Below are 17,793 nucleotides of genomic sequence, written 5' to 3' on the forward strand. Positions count from 1 at the left end.
ACTGAGACAAACCGATGGCAAACGGATAATAGGGAGCATGTGGCGCAAGCTAGACAATATCGTTCTAAATATCAGAACCTACGCCGATCTGAGTCCTGACCTCAGTATTCGACGACAGATCAATCAGGCAATGCGATCGCGCCCCACTCGCACATCCGAGGATTGGTATCGCTCATTTTGGCAACCGCTTTCAATTTCTCAAGATCTGGCAATTTTCGTTTATCAGCAAATGGAAGCGTATTCCGGGTTGCAATTCGCAAAAATTACCCCAAGCGATCGCTTAACCGAGGATCTTCAACTGCCTTTGGTCTGCTGGTTCGATTGGGAATGTACCTTATGTGAGGACTTTCACGATCGCTTTGGCATTGAAATTCGCGATCGTTTGGATATTGGTATGCTGCATACCGTCCGAGATCTTGTTATATTTCTGAATCAGCAACTTTTATCGGTCAATTGCTGATGCCTGATTCATATCCGCGCAATCTCGTGGGTTACGGACAAAATCCACCCCATCCCCAATGGAAAGATCAAGCCAGAATCGCAGTTCAATTTGTCATCAACTACGAAGAAGGCGGCGAGAACTGCGTCCTCCACGGTGATCCCGCCTCGGAAGCGTTCTTGTCAGAAATTGTTGGCGCGGCTCCCTTCCAGGGAATGCGCCACATGAATATGGAATCTTGTTACGAATACGGCAGCCGTGCCGGATTTTGGCGGTTATATCGCATGTTTACATCACGCAGAATTCCAGTCACCGTCTATGGTATCGCTATGGCATTAGAGCGAAATCCCGAAGCCGTTGCTGCGATGAAAGCCGCAGATTGGGAGATTGCCAGTCATGGGTACCGCTGGATTGAATACAAAGACTTCTCAGAAGCAGCCGAGCGAGAGCATCTAAAATTAGCGATCGACATTCACACCCGTGTCACAGGCAGTCGCCCACTCGGTTGGTACACCGGGCGCAGCAGCGAGCATACCGACAAACTTGTAATTGAGGAAGGCGGCTTTCTCTACAGTTCTGACAGCTATGCCGATGATCTCCCGTACTGGGTCAATACCGACCAAAAGCCGCATCTGATCATCCCGTATACGTTGGACAACAATGATATGCGGTTCGCCACGTCTCAAGGGTTTAACTCTGGCGATCAGTTTTTTGCCTATCTTCGTGATGCGTTTGACGTGCTTTATGCAGAAGGTGAAACTGCACCAAAAATGATGAGCATTGGCTTACACTGTCGCTTAGTTGGACGACCTGGACGAGCCGCTGCACTGATGCGATTTTTGGACTATGTGCAGCAGCACGATCGCGTTTGGCTCTGTCGTCGAATTGATATTGCTCGACACTGGCACGAACATCACCAACCGAAATAACCCAGAACGCGGATGCCTTCCCGTTCAAAATTGATTACTGTGTTACTATCGAAATCAAAGCGTAATCATAATGAGTCCGTTTAAGGAGCTAATGGAATGACACAAGCGATTGACCGGATGCAGTTGGACAATCCACAAGAATGGGATTTATCTGATTTATATCAAAACTTCAGCGATCCAAATTTCTCTCAAGATTTAGAGTCGTTGCAGCAACAAGCCAGCGAGTTTAGGGATGCACATCGCGGCAAGGTGAAAGATTTGAGCGCCGATCAATTAGCAGAGTGTTTTAAAACATTAGAAGCGATCGCTGAAAAATCCGGCTATCTCTATGCGTTTCCTTCTCTCATCTTCTCCGCCGACACCCGCAATACCGAAGCCAAGCAATTTCTAGATAAAGTCATGGAAGCGCTCACAGGCATTGAAAATCAGCTTCTTTTCTTTGATCTCGAACTGCAAAAATTAGATGCTGCCAAATTTGAAACCCTACAAAAAGCTTCTACCCTAGCAACCTATCAGCATTATCTCAATCGCATTGCGAAGTACCGACCCCATACACTCTCTGAAGAAGTTGAACAAACCCGCAACCAAGATAGCTTAACGGGACGACAAGCATTTATCCAACTGAGATCAGTTCACCTGGGCGAACAAGAATACGAACCTGTCACGACTCCCGATGGTCGCATCGTCAGCACCGAATCAGAACTGAGTGCATTGCTCTATCACCCCGATGCAGAAATCCGAACAGCAGGCTATCAATCTGTTCGGAAAGTCATGAAACAGCATAATTCGCTGTATGCTTACATTTTGAATTCCGTAGCACAAGATCACAAGATCGAAAATCAGATGCGCGGCTATGAGTCTACTTTGCAGAAGCAACTGCTAGCAGATGAAGTTTCTGAACCTGTATTTCGAGCAATCATGCAGGGAACAGGCGATCGCTTTGATCTCTTCCAGCGCTACTACACTCTAAAAGGTCAAGCGCTAGGACAGAAAATTCGCACAGCCGATCTTTATGCACCCTGGGGAACTGAAGCAACTCCAGCCGTCACCTACAAAACAGGAGTCGAAACGCTGCTTTCTGCATTAGATCAGTTTGATCCGAACTATGCCCGTCGAGCAGAAGAATTCTTCGTGAAAAACTGGGTCGATGCAAAAGTCCGACCTGGCAAACGCGGTGGTGCATTCTGTTCCTACACCTACGGCAAACACAGCTATCTACTGATGTCATACACTGATGACTACAATTCGTTGTTCACCCTAGCACACGAAATGGGTCATGGATTGCACTTTGCTTGGATTGACGATCGACAAACCTACTTCAACAGCAATCCTCCAATGGTGCTAGCTGAAATCGCATCAACCTTCAATGAATTGCTGTTGCTAGACTATCTGCTGAAGCAAGCTAAAAACGATAAGGCTTTGACGAAATCATTGATCACACGACAACTTGAAGATCAGTTAAATCTATTATTCCGGCAAAGCACAATTAGCCGCCTAGAGCTAGCTGTTCATGAACGTGCCGCTCAAAGCAGTTTTGATCAATCCTTTGTCAACCAAGAATGGATGAAATTATATCAAACTCTTTGTGGTGATGCAGTTGAAGTTCTGCCTGAACATCAATACGATTGGGCAAGAATCGGACATATCTACTTCAAGCCCTTCTACTGCTATCAGTACACAGCATCAAACATTGTGAGTCTGGCTTGCTATCAGAAGTATCTCGAAGTTGGGAAAGACTTTATTCCTGGGTATTTAGAGCTACTCGCCGCAGGTGGCAGCCTAGACCAAGTGACTGCACTGCGTCAGTATGTTGGCGTTGACATTGAAGATCCCGCAACAATCCGGGGAGCTTTAACCTATGTTGAGAAGCTACTAGATCAGTTGCAAGCTAGCCTGTAAATGACTTAAACAAAGAAGTTCCAGTGAACTGTAATTCACTGGAGCTTCTCAGAATTTATCCAGCTCTGTCAACTGCTACTTATGCCGAATATTGTTATATAATTCCGCATACTCTTTAGCTGATTCCGTCCAAGAATAGTCATACTTCATTCCCTGAATCGCCAACTGATTAAAGACCTGCCGATTCTGTCCCCAAAGATCAAAAGCTCGTCCCATCGCGGACTCTAAGGCATAGTTATCCTTGTCATAGAATACAAATCCGTTTCTCTCTTCAGGCAGGTGGTTTTGATCATAATCATGATCAAATACTGTATTGATCAACCCTCCCACACCTCGAACGATCGGGACAGTTCCATACTTCAAACTGATCACTTGTGTCAGACCACAAGGCTCAAAGTTACTCGGCACGACGATCATATCTGCGCCCGCATAGATTAAATGGGATAGCTCCTCATTGAATCCAAGCTCAATATGACAATCGGGATTATTATTCAGAAACTCTTTCTCATGTCTAAACCATTTGTCGATCGACGACTCCGTTGCCGATCCTAATAAAACATACTGTGCCCCTCTTTCTAAGGCATAGTAAATCGAATGATGCACCAAATGCACCCCTTTTTGATCATCTAATCGTCCAATGAAACAGACGATCGGCTTATCTGAATCTTCTAACAACAATCGCTCTCGCAGAGCCTTTTTGTTATAAGCCTTTTGATCAAATGTTTCCGCCGAGTAATGATAAGGCAGATATCGATCGTTCTCAGGATTCCAGAAGCCATAATCCAATCCATTCAAAATTCCAGAGAACTTATCTTGATGGACTTCTAAAGTATGTCCTAATCCATAGCTCACATCTGTATGTCGAGCTTCCCAGGCATGATGAGGTGAGACAGTTGTTACTGCATTTGCATAAACAATTCCACCTTTCATAAAATTGATCGAAAACGGATTAAAGTTATCTCTCAATTTGTCATAGCTGAAATAGTATTCAGGTCGTCTCAACTGCACCGCTTCGAGAACTTGCGTCCCCGCAAATCCTTGATGCTTAAAGTTATGAATCGTATAGCAAACTCGCTGATTTGCCATTCCGTGATACTTATAAATCTCGAATAGCATCACCGGAACCAAGCCCGTTTGCCAATCATGACAATGAATCACATCAGGTCGCTTATTACTTTGAAGCAAAAACTCTAATGCCGCTTTGCTAAAGAATGCAAACCGCATGTTGTCATCATCGCAACCGTAGTACACTCCTCGATCGAAGTAAAAATCTTCCGAATGCGGCTCAATAAAGAAACAAACCCGACCATGCACCCAGCCGCAATACACCGAACAATGAACCCACCCATCAAACCAGGGGACATATAAATCTCGATATGCATCGTGCAGCCCCCAGATATGGTCGTACCGCATGCAGTCATACTTAGGCAGAATCAACTCTACACAATGCCCTTGATTCTCCAATTCCCGGCTCAGACCATAAACCACGTCCCCCAAACCGCCCGCCTTAATCACTGGCGCACACTCGGAGGCAATTTGCACAATATACATTTCTATCCCCCTAGTTAACAAAAATTCATTTTTTGATGTCTTTATTCAATACGTAACCTTGATTTTTTGCAAGTCGCCTCAAAACTTAAACCTCTTTTGAGAACGTCTGATCTAAGATCTGACCCTACAGACTCAAGGATCTCCCCATGGCAACCACGCTGACGACCTCTAGTTTCCCACCGATCTGCGGTTCGGAAATCTCCTATTCCTCTGATCCCGTTTTCCTTCCCACCACACATCTCCGCCTTGACTCTATCCAATCCGCCTTCGCTTGTGCCCTCCACATGCACCAGCCCACGATCCCCGCAGGCAGAAACGGCGAATTGATCAGCAATCTCCAGCACATGTTCGAGCATCCCAACGATGGAGATAATCACAATGCGGCTCCCTTCGCTTGGTGCTACAGCCGTATGGGAGAATTTATTCCTGAACTCGTTTCTCAAGGCTGCAATCCCCGCATCATGCTCGACTATTCTGGCAATCTCCTCTGGGGATTCCAGCAAATGGGGCGTGACGACATTCTGAATCATCTTAAGCGGATGACCTGCGATCGCGAATTTCAACCCTACGTCGAATGGCTCGGCACCATGTGGAGCCATGCCGTTGTCCCTTCTACGCCTATTCCTGACCTCAAACTCCATATTCAGGCTTGGCAACATCATTTTGCATCCATCTTCGGCAACGAGGCTCTCAAGCGTGTCAGAGGCTTCTCTCCCCCAGAAATGCACCTCCCAAATCATCCCGACACACTCTTTCAATACATTAAAGCCTTAAAAGAATGTGGCTATCAATGGCTTCTTGTCCAAGAACATTCTGTAGAATGTCTCGATGGTTCGCCCCTACCTCATGACCAGAAATACATTCCTAATCAACTGGTCGCGCGCAATTCAAATCACGAAACAATCTCAATTACTGCATTAATCAAAACTCAAGGTTCAGATACAAAATTAGTGGCTCAAATGCAGCCTTACTTTGAGGCAAAAACACGATCAAAACAACAACTCAATCACACCCAAATTCCATCTTTAGTTTCCCAAATTGCTGATGGTGAAAATGGCGGCGTAATGATGAATGAATATCCGCGTGATTTCTTTCGCATTTACCACGAAATCCGAGATTCCGGCAATAACAATTCAGGCATTGTTGCAATCAATGGAACTGAATATTTAGAGCTACTTGAAGCCTCAGGCATTAGCCCCAACGACTATCCAAAAGTTCAAGCCGTCCAACAACACAAAATCTGGCAACGAGTTGATCATCATGCTGAAACTGTAGAGCAAGCGATCGCGAATCTCAAACAAAATGACGATCGCTTTCACATTGATGGAGCTTCTTGGACAAATGATCTCAGCTGGGTAAAAGGCTATGAGAATGTTCTAGAACCGATGACAGAACTGAGCGCATTGTTTCATCAAATTGATACTAGCCATCCTCATTATCAAGAAGCTTTGCTCTATAACTTGTTGCTTCAAACAAGTTGCTTTCGATATTGGGGACAAGGAGCATGGACGGATTACGCACGTGAGATTTATCGCAGAGGTAAGTCTGTATTAAGCTAGCAAAAAGCGATCGCACTTCTGCGATCGCTTTTCATTTCAAACTACTTTTTCTAAGCCGGAACTGCAACAGGTTCTTCTACATCTTCCATCTCTTCTTCTTTTACTTGATCGAGATGTATATCAATGACTGTCATCTGCAAGCCTGCTCTTGGCACGTTTCCATTGCTTGAAATGAATGGATTTGGCTCAACTGCCCCAGTACAAATAATCAACGACCCTTTCTTCAAATATGGCAATACTCGCCAAGCTGTCGATTTCTCCCAAATGCTCAAAGACACTGTAAAAGATTCTTCCCGATTGCGAGACTTCCGAACATAGATTGTTGCTTCTGCAACTTTCGCTTCTCTACCATCTTTAAGCGTTACTGTTTTCACGGTTGCATCAGCCGCTAAATTGCCGCTAACAATCCATTGATTGAGTCCAGCACTCGACATGAAAAATCTCCAGCTTTAAATCGTGTTTAGCAAATAAACTTTGTAGAACCATAGTGCCCGTCTTCTCTCAAAATTTTGCTATCCAGCGGATTTAAAGTTAAAAACGCGCTCTAAGAAAAATCTTAAAGCACGTTTTCTTTCTAATGATACCCTGGCGGTTAGCTATTTTGACAGGAGGCTACCCTCCAACTATCGTCGCCGCAAATGCGTTTCACCACTCAGTTCGGGATGGATGAGTGTGGGTCCACATCGCCATCACCACCAGGAAACTCGTTGAGTCTGGCTCAAATTCACCAGAACCCAGAAGGCTGCATAGTTTTTGATGTCAGTTTTGAATGTAGAAATCTCAAACACCAAGGCTTAGATTCAATCTGATTCAAGAGGTCAAGCCCTCGGTCTATTAGTACTCCTCGGCTGCATACATTACTGCACTTCCACCTAGAGCCTATCAACGCGTGTTCTCCGCGTGACCTTACTGGTTTAACACCATGAGAGTACTCATCTTGAGGTGGGCTTCCCACTTAGATGCTTTCAGCGGTTATCCACTCCGCACTTGGCTACCCAGCGTTTACCGTTGGCACGATAACTGGTACACCAGCGGTGCGTTCTTCCCGGTCCTCTCGTACTAAGGAAGACTCCTCTCAATACTCTTGCGCCTGCACCGGATATGGACCGAACTGTCTCACGACGTTCTGAACCCAGCTCACGTACCGCTTTAATGGGCGAACAGCCCAACCCTTGGGACGTACTACCGCCCCAGGTTGCGATGAGCCGACATCGAGGTGCCAAACCTCCCCGTCGATGTGAACTCTTGGGGGAGATCAGCCTGTTATCCCTAGAGTAACTTTTATCCGTTTAGCGACGGCCTTTCCACGCAGCGCCGTCGGATCACTAAAGCCGACTTTCGTCCCTGCTCGACATGTTCGTCTCACAGTCAAGCTCTCTTGTGCTTTTACACTCTACGGCTGATTTCCAACCAGCCTGAGAGAACCTTTGCGCGCCTCCGTTACCATTTAGGAGGCGACCGCCCCAGTCAAACTGCCCACCTGAAACTGTTCCCTCCCCGGATTACGGGCGAAGGTTAGAATTCTAGCCTTAACAGAGTGGTATCTCACCGTTGGCTCCTCAATCCCCACAAGGATTGAATCATAGCCTCCCACCTATCCTGCGCAGTTAAAGCCCGAACCCAATTCCAGGCTACAGTAAAGCTTCATAGGGTCTTTCTGTCCAGGTGCAGGTAGTCCGTATCTTCACAGACAATCCTATTTCGCCGAGCCTCTCTCCGAGACAGCGCCCAAATCGTTACGCCTTTCGTGCGGGTCGGAACTTACCCGACAAGGAATTTCGCTACCTTAGGACCGTTATAGTTACGGCCGCCGTTCACCGGGGCTTCAGTCGCTAGCTTCAGGACGAATCCCTGACCAACTTCTTTAACCTTCCGGCACTGGGCAGGCGTCAGCCCCCATACATCGTTTTGCAACTTAGCGGAGACCTGTGTTTTTGGTAAACAGTCGCTTGGGCCTCTTCACTGCGACCACCTCTCGGTGGCACCCCTTCTCCCGAAGTTACGGGGTCATTTTGCCGAGTTCCTTAGAGAGAGTTATCTCGCGCCCTTTAGTTTTCTCAACCATCCTACCTGTGTCGGTTTCGGGTACGGGTAATTTGAATTATCGTGATCCGGGATTTTCTTGGAAGCCTGACATCACACACTTCGAGTCCGTAGACTCTCGTACTCACACCTCAGCTCAAGTCGTTTCCGCCGACTCTCATCACCTCGAATGCTTGAACCCCTAACCAACATGGGGCTGTGTTAGCCTTCTCCGTCCCCCGTCACAATCCAAATTGAGTACTGGAATCTTCACCAGTTGTCCATCGACTACGTCTTTCGACCTCGCCTTAGGCCCCGACTCACCCTCCGCGGACGAGCCTTCCGGAGGAACCCTTAGGATTTCAGGGCATTGGATTCTCACCAATGTTTGCGCTACTCAAGCCGACATTCTCACTTCTGCTTCGTCCACACCTGCTTGCCGCTGATGCTTCTCACTACAACAGAACGCTCCCCTACCACTCACATAAATGCAAGTCCATAGCTTCGGTAAACACCTTAGCCCCGTTCATTTTCGGCGCAGGAACGCTTGACCAGTGAGCTATTACGCACTCTTTTAAGGATGGCTGCTTCTAGGCAAACCTCCTGGTTGTCTCTGCATTCCCACCTCCTTTATCACTGAGGTGTTATTTTGGGACCTTAGCTGATGGTCTGGGCTGTTTCCCTCTTGACGATGAAGCTTATCCCCCACCGTCTCACTGGCAATCTATTCATCTGGTATTCAGAGTTTGACTCGATTTGGTACCGGTCTCCCAGCCCGCACCGAATCAGTGCTTTACCCCCAGACTTAAACAATTACCGCTGCGCCTCAACACATTTCGGGGAGAACCAGCTAGCTCCCGGTTCGATTGGCATTTCACCCCTAACCACACCTCATCCGCTGATTTTTCAACATCAGTCGGTTCGGACCTCCACTTGGTGTTACCCAAGCTTCATCCTGGACATGGTTAGATCACCGGGGTTCGGGTCTATAAATACAGATATCGCGCCCTATTCAGACTCGGTTTCCCTTTGACTTCGGCATCTCCGCCTTAATCTACCTGTACCTATAAGTCGCCGGCTCATTCTTCAACAGGCACACGGTCAGACGTTCAATCGTCCTCCCATTGCTTGTAAGCAGATGGTTTCATGTTCTATTTCACTCCCCTCCCGGGGTTCTTTTCACCGTTCCCTCGCGGTACTAGTTCTCTATCGGTCACACAGGAGTATTTAGCCTTTCGAGGTGGTCCTCGATGATTCACACGGAATTTCACGTGCTCCATGCTACTCGGGATACAGCTAGCTCAGTTAAGTTTTCAACTACAGGACTTTCACCTTCTCTGGTGTAGCTTCTCACTACTTCGTTTAACCGCTCTGATACACGTTGCTGTCCCACAACCCCAGATGATAAATCACCTGGTTTAGGCTGTTTCCAGTTCGCTCGCCGCTACTACGGAAATCGCGTTTGCTTTCTCTTCCTCCAGCTACTAAGATGTTTCAATTCGCTGGGTTAGCTTGCTCTACCCTATGGATTCAGGTAGTCATGTTAAAGGTTGCCCTATTCGGAAATCTTCGGATCAATGCTTACTTCCAGCTCCCCGAAGCATATCGTCGGTCGTCACGTCCTTCATCGCCTCTGTGTGCCTAGGTATCCACCATCTGCCCTTTGTAGCTTGACCACTAATTATTTCAATCAGTTTTAGTCCTTTACATTGGTGTCTGTGTATCTCTACCTGACATCATTACTATGCAGTTTTCTTGGTTCTTGTACTGGACATAATCCAGCAGGCTCTCTACATCTCGCAGATGAGTTGCTGTCGCATATCCTCAATCGCTCAATTCAACAAAAAATTCAACAGAGTGATTCAATCAATCGGTTGGTGGAGGTTAGCGGACTCGAACCGCTGACATCCTGCTTGCAAAGCAGGCGCTCTACCAACTGAGCTAAACCCCCTTGTCTTAATGGAGTGGGCCATCCTGGACTCGAACCAGGGACCTCACCCTTATCAGGGGTGCGCTCTAACCACCTGAGCTAATAGCCCCCATCCCTGAACCGGGATAGTTTAGAAGCACATCGAAATTTATGGAAAGCTTCGAACGACCTAGTTGACCTTTCTCATCCTAGCTTTAGCTAAGTGAGAGGGTAGGTCTCCTTTTAAGGAGGTGATCCAGCCACACCTTCCGGTACGGCTACCTTGTTACGACTTCACCCCAGTCATCAGCCCCACCTTCGGCGTCCTCCTCTGCAAGCAGTTAGAGTAACGACTTCGGGCGTGACCAACTCCCATGGTGTGACGGGCGGTGTGTACAAGGCCCGGGAACGTATTCACCGCAGTATGCTGACCTGCGATTACTAGCGATTCCGCCTTCATGCAGGCGAGTTGCAGCCTGCAATCTGAACTGAGCGCCGGTTTATGAGATTGGCTCACCATCGCTGGCTGGCTGCTCTTTGTCCGACGCATTGTAGTACGTGTGTAGCCCAAGGCGTATGGGGCATGCTGACTTGACGTCATCCACACCTTCCTCCGGTTTGTCACCGGCAGTCTCTCTAGAGTGCCCAACTGAATGCTGGCAACTAAAAACGTGGGTTGCGCTCGTTGCGGGACTTAACCCAACATCTCACGACACGAGCTGACGACAGCCATGCACCACCTGTCTCTCGGCTCCCGAAGGCACCCCTAACTTTCATCAGGGTTCCGAGGATGTCAAGCCTTGGTAAGGTTCTTCGCGTTGCATCGAATTAAACCACATACTCCACCGCTTGTGCGGGCCCCCGTCAATTCCTTTGAGTTTCACACTTGCGTGCGTACTCCCCAGGCGGACAACTTAACGCGTTGGCTACGGCACGGCTCGGGTCGATACGAACCACGCCTAGTTGTCATCGTTTACGGCTAGGACTACAGGGGTATCTAATCCCTTTCGCTCCCCTAGCTTTCGTCCCTCAGTGTCAGTGCAGACCCAGTAACACGCTTTCGCCGCTGGTGTTCTTCCCAATATCTACGCATTTCACCGCTACACTGGGAATTCCTGTTACCCCTATCGCACTCTAGTTCATCAGTTTCCACTGCCCTTATGCGGTTAAGCCGCACGCTTTGACAGCAGACTTGATAAACCACCTACGGACGCTTTACGCCCAATAATTCCGGATAACGCTTGCATCCTCCGTATTACCGCGGCTGCTGGCACGGAGTTAGCCGATGCTGATTCATCAGGTACCGTCATCGATTCTTCCCTGATAAAAGAGGTTTACAACCCAAAAGCCGTCCTCCCTCACGCGGTATTGCTCCGTCAGGCTTTCGCCCATTGCGGAAAATTCCCCACTGCTGCCTCCCGTAGGAGTCTGGACCGTGTCTCAGTTCCAGTGTGCCTGGTCATCCTCTCAGACCAAGTACAGATCGTCGCCTTGGTGTGCCGTTACCACTCCAACTAGCTAATCTGACGCGAGCCAATCTCTAGACAATAAATCTTTCACCCTAAGGCACATTCGGTATTAGCAGTCGTTTCCAACTGTTGTCCCCAATCTAAAGGCATGTTCTCACGCGTTACTCACCCGTCCGCCACTATCTCCGAAGAGACCGTTCGACTTGCATGTGTTAAGCATACCGCCAGCGTTCATCCTGAGCCAGGATCAAACTCTCCATAGTAAATAGAGTAAGCTTGTAGCTCAATTCAGTAATTTATCCGGTTACCTTTCCGGTTCCTAACTCGTTAGGAACATTTTCTTGACGAAGGCTTTCCTTTCTCTGGCTTCTAAACTATTCTGTTTTATAGGTTCAGTTTCTCGCAGATGAAGCTGAGTCCGCTTTCGCTCGCTCTTCCCTCACCCGCGCTTTGATAATATAGCGGGATAACCTACAGGGTGTCAACTCCTTTTTTCAATTCGTTCTCAACTGCCCGCAGAATGAGGTTTTGGGCGACAATAGGCAAGTGATTTTTGTCGCTGAGGGCTAGGGAACGTGAATTTTCAGTCTGTGATTTCGACGCTCAATCAGTTTTGGGCGGAGCGGGGATGTTTGGTGGTGCAACCTTACGATACGGAGAAGGGGGCAGGTACGAAGAGTCCGCATACGTTTTTGAGAGCGATCGGGCCTGAGCCTTGGGCGGTTGCCTATGTGGAACCTTGTCGTCGTCCGGGAGATGGGCGGTATGGGGAGAATCCGAATCGGGTGCAACATTATTATCAGTATCAAGTGCTGATTAAGCCATCGCCTGACAATATTCAAGAGATTTATTTAGAGTCGCTGAAGGCGTTGGGGATTTCGCCGGAGGATCACGATATTCGGTTTGTGGAGGATAACTGGGAGGATGCGGCGGTTGGCGCTTGGGGAGTCGGTTGGGAAGTTTGGTTGGATGGTATGGAGGTGACGCAGTTCACTTATTTCCAACAGTGTGGAGGATTGGATTGCCGTCCGGTTTCGATCGAGATTACATATGGTCTGGAACGACTGACGATGTATCTACAAGGGGTGAACTCGATTTTCGATATTCAATGGAATGATGAGATCACTTATGGTGATGTGCATCTGCAAGGGGAAATTGAGTGTTCGACTTATAATTTTGAGGCATCGAATCCGGAACTCTTGTTTACGCTGTTTAAGTTGTTTGAGCAGGAGGCGGAGCAGTTGATGCAGCGTGGGTTGGTGTTGCCTGCTTACGATCAGGTGCTAAAGTGCTCGCACACGTTTAATTTGCTGGATGCGCGTGGGGTGATTTCGGTGACGGAACGGGCGCGATATATTGGGCGCGTGCGGAATTTGGCGCGGCAGGTGGCGCAGCTTTATTTGAAACAGCGGGAGAAGTTAGGGTTTCCGCTGTTGAAAAGGGAGAAGGTTGAGGCGGTTTAAAGGGAAAAAGATAGAGCGATCGCACTCTACAAATCTGCGATCGCTCTATCACTGACTGCAGATTCAGTGTCGCGGATAAGGTGGGCAATAGGGCAATAGAAAAGAACTATGTGCAACAAGAGCTTCTGAATCCGGAGTAATTCAAACTATGTCGTCTACATCAAGTCTTAAATTTGCGATGTCTACAATATCTGGCATCACTTGATCTTTTGCATGCCTAAAAAGATTGGGTAATGCGTCAGGATAAGGTGGGATAGATTGCGATATCATGCCACGTCCAAGTCCAAGTGGACAGTCCTGCTCGCTGTGAGACGGTGGATCGAAACCGACGATGCTGCTAAATCCAATTGAAATCGCTCCCAACTAACGAGTCGTCACCTTTGTCTGTTTCCAAACCTTGCAAAACTTACTCTGCTGTCGATGCGAGCGTTCAGTCTGTTGTCGAACATTTCCATTCGTGCATTCTGATCGTTGTGCTTTGTCTTTGCTGATGTGATGCTATTCAGGTGGCAAAGTCCGCTCATATCCGCTCCGAATTGTTGCATTTAGTAGCTTATGTGAAGCAACATAGCCCGCTTTCTCAACGCTCGTAATGATTGAAAGCAACGCATGAAGATGTTTTTCGCCGCATTCCAGAGACATTTTCAGTCAGGAAAAAGAGCCGTTGCTTATCTTTCAGAATCCGAACATACTCTAGAAAAAGCTGACTTCTTGCATCCTCGATTCCTGTCTATGTTCCGGCTTCACTCCAGCTTTGACAAAGAGGTTCTTCAAATAATTCCAACACACTCAGGAATATCATCGGAAGGAATGCTGCTGATATCACGCCTATCTAGAACGGTTTCAGGATAATTTTTTTTCGTAAGTTTCCCAAATACTCTTATCGAACTCATTTGCCCAAATCGTCTGAAATCCAGGTTGGTTAAATCCTAAATCTAAGTCCCCACAACCTGGAAATAGAGAACCGATCGTGCTTGATAGGTGCAGCCCATCGTTCGGTCTAACCAAAATAGACCTTACGCAAGCTCAGAATAATAGTTTAAAGGGGCAGGACTAGATTCGCTGCTTGATCAGCGCAAATCCGAAAACTTTTTGAGTATAGGGAGGGATGCGTCACACCAATCCATTAGAATGATCAATCTGTGGAAAACTTGGAAAAGTTTTTCATGCACTACTCACTCTGCCTCTCGCACTCGTGTTATGCCCAAGGTTCTTGTTTCCGATCCAATCGATCAAGTTGGGATCGATATTTTGTCCCAAGTCGCTCAAGTAGATGTCAAAACTGATCTGAGTAAAGAGCAACTTGTCGAAGTGATTCCAGAATATGATGCGCTGATGATTCGCTCTGGAACGCGCGTAACTGCTGAGGTCATTGAGGCAGGACGCAATCTGAAAATTATTGGACGCGCTGGAGTTGGAGTCGATAATGTCGATGTTCCAGCCGCAACTCGCAAAGGAATTATTGTTGTCAACTCGCCCGAAGGTAATACGATCGCGGCAGCTGAACATACCCTAGCAATGATGCTATCGTTGTCTCGCTATATTCCCGAAGCGAATGCCAAGTTGAAACAAGGCAAATGGGATCGCAAAAGCTATACCGGGAACGAAGTTTATAACAAAACGTTAGGAGTCGTGGGGCTCGGTAAGATTGGCGCCCATGTCGCAACTGTGGCACGCGCAATGGGCATGAAGTTGCTGGCTTATGATCCATTTATTTCAGTGGAGCGTGCAGAACAACTGGGCTGTAGCTTAGTTGAACTCGATGTTTTGTTTCAATCGGCAGACTACATCACCCTGCACATTCCGAAAACGCCGGAAACTGCCAACCTGATTAATGCAGACTCGATCGCGAAAATGAAACCCAATGCGCGCATTATTAACTGTGCGCGAGGCGGAATTATCGATGAAACTGCGATCGCAGAAGCCCTCAAAGCTGGAAAAATTGCCGGAGCCGCGTTAGATGTATTCTCCAGCGAACCGTTAGGAGAATCGCCTCTCACGGCTTTGGGTAAGGAAATTGTCTTAACGCCACACTTGGGAGCCTCGACTGAAGAAGCTCAGGTCAATGTCGCGATCGACGTTGCAGAACAAATTCGGGATGTCTTACTTGGCGAACCTGCTCGATCGGCAGTCAACATTCCTGGACTGCGCCCTGACGTTTTAGAACAGTTGAAGCCCTACTTGCAGCTTGCGGAAACGCTCGGAAAGATGGTTGGGCAACTTGCCGGGGGACGTATTGAATCGCTCAATATTGGGCTGCGGGGAGATTTGGCAACCAATCAAAGCCAACCGATCGTGATTGCTGCGTTGAAAGGATTGTTATCTCCGGCATTGCAAGAGCGGGTGAACTATGTGAATGCCAGCATTGAAGCAAAAGAGCGAGGCATTCGAGTCGTTGAAACTCGCGATGCATCGATCAAAGACTATGCAGGTTCACTGCATCTTTCCGCAAAAGGCACACTGGGAGAACACTCTGTAACCGGAGCTTTGCTCGGAGATGATGAGATTCGGATCACGAGCATCAATGATTTTCCAGTCAACGTGCCGCCGAATCGCTATATGCTGTTCACCCTGCACCGGGATATGCCGGGAATCATTGGTCGGATTGGTTCGCTGTTGGGCGAATTCAATGTCAATATCGCCAGTATGCAGGTGGGACGGAAAATTGTTCGGGGCGATGCGGTGATGGTGCTCAGCATTGATGATCCGTTGCCGGAGAACATCATGAACGAGATTAAGCAAGTCGCTGGAATCCGCGACGCTTACACGGTTACGTTGTAAGAACTGAATTCAGGCAGGAGCCAGGAGATCACTCCTACTTCCTGCCTGAATCAGGAGAGTCGAGAATTTTCTGCCTCAGATGTGGGTCTTGATCCCCTCTTAGATTCAGGGGGATTGAGAAGAGCAGAGTCTAAAGTCATAAATGATTGACTCTGATCAGATCAGCCTAGATGCTTCTATTTTTATTTTGCCGTGCTGCAAATTTATGTCTAACAGTTGGTGGGAAATTCAAGTTCTGTGTGATGCGGCTCTCGAAGAGACGGCAATTTGGCGATTTGATAATTTTGGCTGTAAAGGGGCATCGAGTCAGAGTCAAGGCTCGTCTTGTTTGGTTTCAGCGTATTTGCCTCAGCAACAGGCACAGTTGTTAGATTTATCTGCGTTGTCTTTACTGCTCAAACAAGATGCACTTTGCATGAATTTGCCTGCACCGATCGTGCAATGGCAAATCATTGATGAAGAAGATTGGTCAAGTAGTTGGAAGAGTTACTGGAAGCCGCAGGAACTAGGCGATCGCTTTTTGATTAATCCCGCTTGGCTGCCTGTGCCCGAAAAGACCGACCGCATTGTCATGCAGCTTGAACCAGGCGTTGCATTCGGAACGGGTGATCATGCGACGACTCAACTGTGTTTAGAAGCTTTAGAGATGCGATTGAGTGTAGATCCGCAAACCGTGACGATCGCAGATATTGGGTGTGGATCTGGCATTCTCTCAGTGGGCGCACTGCTCTTAGGAGCTAAAAAAGCTTATGCTGTCGATACTGATCCGCTAGCCGTCAAAGCAACCCATGAAAATGTAGAACTGAATCACCTTGATCCGGCGCGATTAGTCGTGGATCAAGGTAGTGTCACGCGACTTCAAGAGATGATCGAAGAACCAGTCGATGGGTTAGTTTGCAACATTTTGGCAGAAGTCATCATTGATCTGATTCCACAATGGACACCTTTGATTAAGCCTTCTTCATGGGGAATTTTGAGCGGGATTTTGTTGGAGCAAGCAAAACCTGTTGCAGATACGTTAGAGGCAAATGGGTGGATTGTCGCAGCTTTATGGAAGCGTGGCGATTGGTGCTGTTTAAATGTTCGTCGATCGTAGAAATTGGTTGCGCAAACGCTGGCGTTTTTCAGACCCACTATTTTGGCAGTTGATTGCAGCGTATTCGAGCCAAGATCGTTACTATCACACGGTTGAGCATCTCTATCACGTTCTCTCAATGCTAGAGCAGTTAGGCGGAGAGTCGATTGCGCTGAATCTTGCGGCATGGTTTCATGATGCCGTGTATGACACTCATGCTCAGGATAATGAGGAGAACAGCGCTGAGCTTGCAGCAGCTTTATTTCCTGAATTTGAGCAGATCCATCAAGTTCGCAATTTGATTCTTTGTACGAAAACCCATCAAGCATTTGATGCAGAAAGTCAGATTCTCTTAGATGCAGATTTAGCAATTCTCAGCACTGAGCCAGAACACTATCAGAGCTATGCTGCTGCAATTCGGAAAGAGTATTTTTGGGTAACAGACGAGGATTATCGAATTGGGCGATCGCGAGTGTTAGAAAGTTTTTTGCACCGCGATCGCATTTATTCCACACCCACGATGCAGGCAAGAGAAGCGATCGCACGCCGCAATCTTGATGCAGAATTGCAACGATTAGCTCATCTTTAAGTTGCAAATGGATATCAGGCTTCGGCTTCGCTCAACTCACAACTTCTCTTTAACCTCGTTACGAGCTTTCTCGATTCAAAAGGTTGAGCAAAGCCGAAATGCAGTGAG

At 47.6% G+C, this 17,793-nt stretch carries 13 protein-coding genes, 2 tRNA genes and 3 rRNA genes; 8 read left to right on the forward strand and 10 right to left on the reverse strand.

Features of this window, described 5'->3' with window-relative positions:
• Nucleotides 1-37: 37 nt before the first annotated feature.
• From LEPBO_RS0129350 to LEPBO_RS0129360, 3 genes are all read left to right on the forward strand, one after another.
• The gene (locus LEPBO_RS0129350; RefSeq protein ID WP_017291175.1) at nucleotides 38-460 is read left to right on the forward strand and encodes a hypothetical protein; all 423 of its coding nucleotides are present in this window, start codon (nucleotides 38-40) and stop codon (nucleotides 458-460) included.
• Nucleotides 460-1,368, forward strand: a complete 909-nt coding sequence (puuE, locus tag LEPBO_RS0129355) for an allantoinase PuuE (protein WP_017291176.1) — start codon at nucleotides 460-462, stop codon at nucleotides 1,366-1,368. Before LEPBO_RS0129350 ends, puuE begins: the two co-directional genes overlap by 1 nt.
• 96 nt (nucleotides 1,369-1,464) lie before the next feature.
• A complete protein-coding gene (locus LEPBO_RS0129360; RefSeq protein WP_017291177.1) occupies nucleotides 1,465-3,267 on the forward strand; it encodes a M3 family oligoendopeptidase in 1,803 nt (600 codons plus the stop codon).
• A 75-nt stretch (nucleotides 3,268-3,342) separates the two neighbouring features.
• Here the strand turns inward: LEPBO_RS0129360 and glgA are convergent, their stop codons facing one another.
• Nucleotides 3,343-4,818 (reverse strand): glycogen synthase GlgA, encoded by a 1,476-nt coding sequence (gene glgA, locus LEPBO_RS0129365; RefSeq protein WP_017291178.1) that lies wholly within the window; start codon nucleotides 4,816-4,818, stop codon nucleotides 3,343-3,345.
• A 146-nt stretch (nucleotides 4,819-4,964) separates the two neighbouring features.
• Here glgA and LEPBO_RS0129370 point away from each other — a divergent pair, with 146 nt between their 5' ends.
• Nucleotides 4,965-6,377, forward strand: a complete 1,413-nt coding sequence (locus LEPBO_RS0129370) for a hypothetical protein (protein WP_026149014.1) — start codon at nucleotides 4,965-4,967, stop codon at nucleotides 6,375-6,377.
• Nucleotides 6,378-6,427: 50 nt separating this feature from the next.
• Here LEPBO_RS0129370 and LEPBO_RS0129375 read toward each other — a convergent pair whose 3' ends face one another.
• From LEPBO_RS0129375 to LEPBO_RS0129400, 6 genes are all read right to left on the reverse strand, one after another.
• Nucleotides 6,428-6,811: a single-stranded DNA-binding protein gene (locus tag LEPBO_RS0129375; RefSeq protein WP_017291181.1), complete on the reverse strand. Its 384-nt coding sequence runs from the start codon at nucleotides 6,809-6,811 to the stop codon at nucleotides 6,428-6,430.
• A gap of 149 nt (nucleotides 6,812-6,960) precedes the next feature.
• Nucleotides 6,961-7,077, reverse strand: a 5S ribosomal RNA gene (gene rrf / locus LEPBO_RS0129380).
• A 114-nt stretch (nucleotides 7,078-7,191) separates the two neighbouring features.
• A 23S ribosomal RNA gene (locus tag LEPBO_RS0129385) occupies nucleotides 7,192-10,075 on the reverse strand.
• Between the two features lie 199 nt (nucleotides 10,076-10,274).
• Nucleotides 10,275-10,350 (reverse strand) — tRNA-Ala (locus tag LEPBO_RS0129390).
• 14 nt (nucleotides 10,351-10,364) lie between these two features.
• A tRNA-Ile gene (locus tag LEPBO_RS0129395) sits at nucleotides 10,365-10,438 on the reverse strand.
• Nucleotides 10,439-10,552: 114 nt separating this feature from the next.
• Nucleotides 10,553-12,040, reverse strand: a 16S ribosomal RNA gene (locus tag LEPBO_RS0129400).
• Together the 16S, 23S and 5S rRNA genes with 2 tRNA genes alongside form the textbook arrangement of a ribosomal RNA operon.
• Before the next feature lie 312 nt (nucleotides 12,041-12,352).
• Here LEPBO_RS0129400 and glyQ point away from each other — a divergent pair.
• Nucleotides 12,353-13,240: a glycine--tRNA ligase subunit alpha gene (gene glyQ, locus LEPBO_RS0129405; protein ID WP_017291182.1), complete on the forward strand. Its 888-nt coding sequence runs from the start codon at nucleotides 12,353-12,355 to the stop codon at nucleotides 13,238-13,240.
• A 498-nt stretch (nucleotides 13,241-13,738) separates the two neighbouring features.
• Here glyQ and LEPBO_RS45150 read toward each other — a convergent pair whose 3' ends face one another.
• The 3 genes from LEPBO_RS45150 to LEPBO_RS45455 all read right to left on the reverse strand — a co-directional run bounded on the left by LEPBO_RS45150 (nucleotide 13,739) and on the right by LEPBO_RS45455 (nucleotide 14,248).
• Nucleotides 13,739-13,882, reverse strand: coding sequence for a hypothetical protein (locus LEPBO_RS45150; RefSeq protein WP_239741242.1), 144 nt, complete (start codon nucleotides 13,880-13,882; stop codon nucleotides 13,739-13,741).
• The gene (locus tag LEPBO_RS45450; protein WP_347277625.1) at nucleotides 13,821-13,964 is read right to left on the reverse strand and encodes a DNA cytosine methyltransferase; all 144 of its coding nucleotides are present in this window, start codon (nucleotides 13,962-13,964) and stop codon (nucleotides 13,821-13,823) included. Before LEPBO_RS45450 ends, LEPBO_RS45150 begins: the two co-directional genes overlap by 62 nt.
• A gap of 119 nt (nucleotides 13,965-14,083) precedes the next feature.
• The gene (locus LEPBO_RS45455; protein ID WP_394368062.1) at nucleotides 14,084-14,248 is read right to left on the reverse strand and encodes a DNA cytosine methyltransferase; all 165 of its coding nucleotides are present in this window, start codon (nucleotides 14,246-14,248) and stop codon (nucleotides 14,084-14,086) included.
• Nucleotides 14,249-14,440: 192 nt separating this feature from the next.
• On the opposite strand from LEPBO_RS45455, the gene serA reads away from it, so the two are divergent.
• The 3 genes from serA to LEPBO_RS38640 all read left to right on the forward strand — a co-directional run bounded on the left by serA (nucleotide 14,441) and on the right by LEPBO_RS38640 (nucleotide 17,685).
• Nucleotides 14,441-16,021: a phosphoglycerate dehydrogenase gene (serA, locus tag LEPBO_RS0129415; protein WP_026149015.1), complete on the forward strand. Its 1,581-nt coding sequence runs from the start codon at nucleotides 14,441-14,443 to the stop codon at nucleotides 16,019-16,021.
• A 205-nt stretch (nucleotides 16,022-16,226) separates the two neighbouring features.
• On the forward strand, nucleotides 16,227-17,117 hold the full coding sequence (gene prmA, locus LEPBO_RS0129420) for a 50S ribosomal protein L11 methyltransferase (protein WP_026149016.1): 891 nt from the start codon (nucleotides 16,227-16,229) through the stop codon (nucleotides 17,115-17,117).
• The gene (locus LEPBO_RS38640; protein WP_017291185.1) at nucleotides 17,101-17,685 is read left to right on the forward strand and encodes an HD domain-containing protein; all 585 of its coding nucleotides are present in this window, start codon (nucleotides 17,101-17,103) and stop codon (nucleotides 17,683-17,685) included. The genes prmA and LEPBO_RS38640 overlap by 17 nt, the downstream gene beginning before the upstream one ends.
• Nucleotides 17,686-17,793 lie beyond the last annotated feature (108 nt).

Source organism: Leptolyngbya boryana PCC 6306 (assembly GCF_000353285.1).
Lineage (GTDB): Bacteria > Cyanobacteriota > Cyanobacteriia > Leptolyngbyales > Leptolyngbyaceae > Leptolyngbya > Leptolyngbya boryana.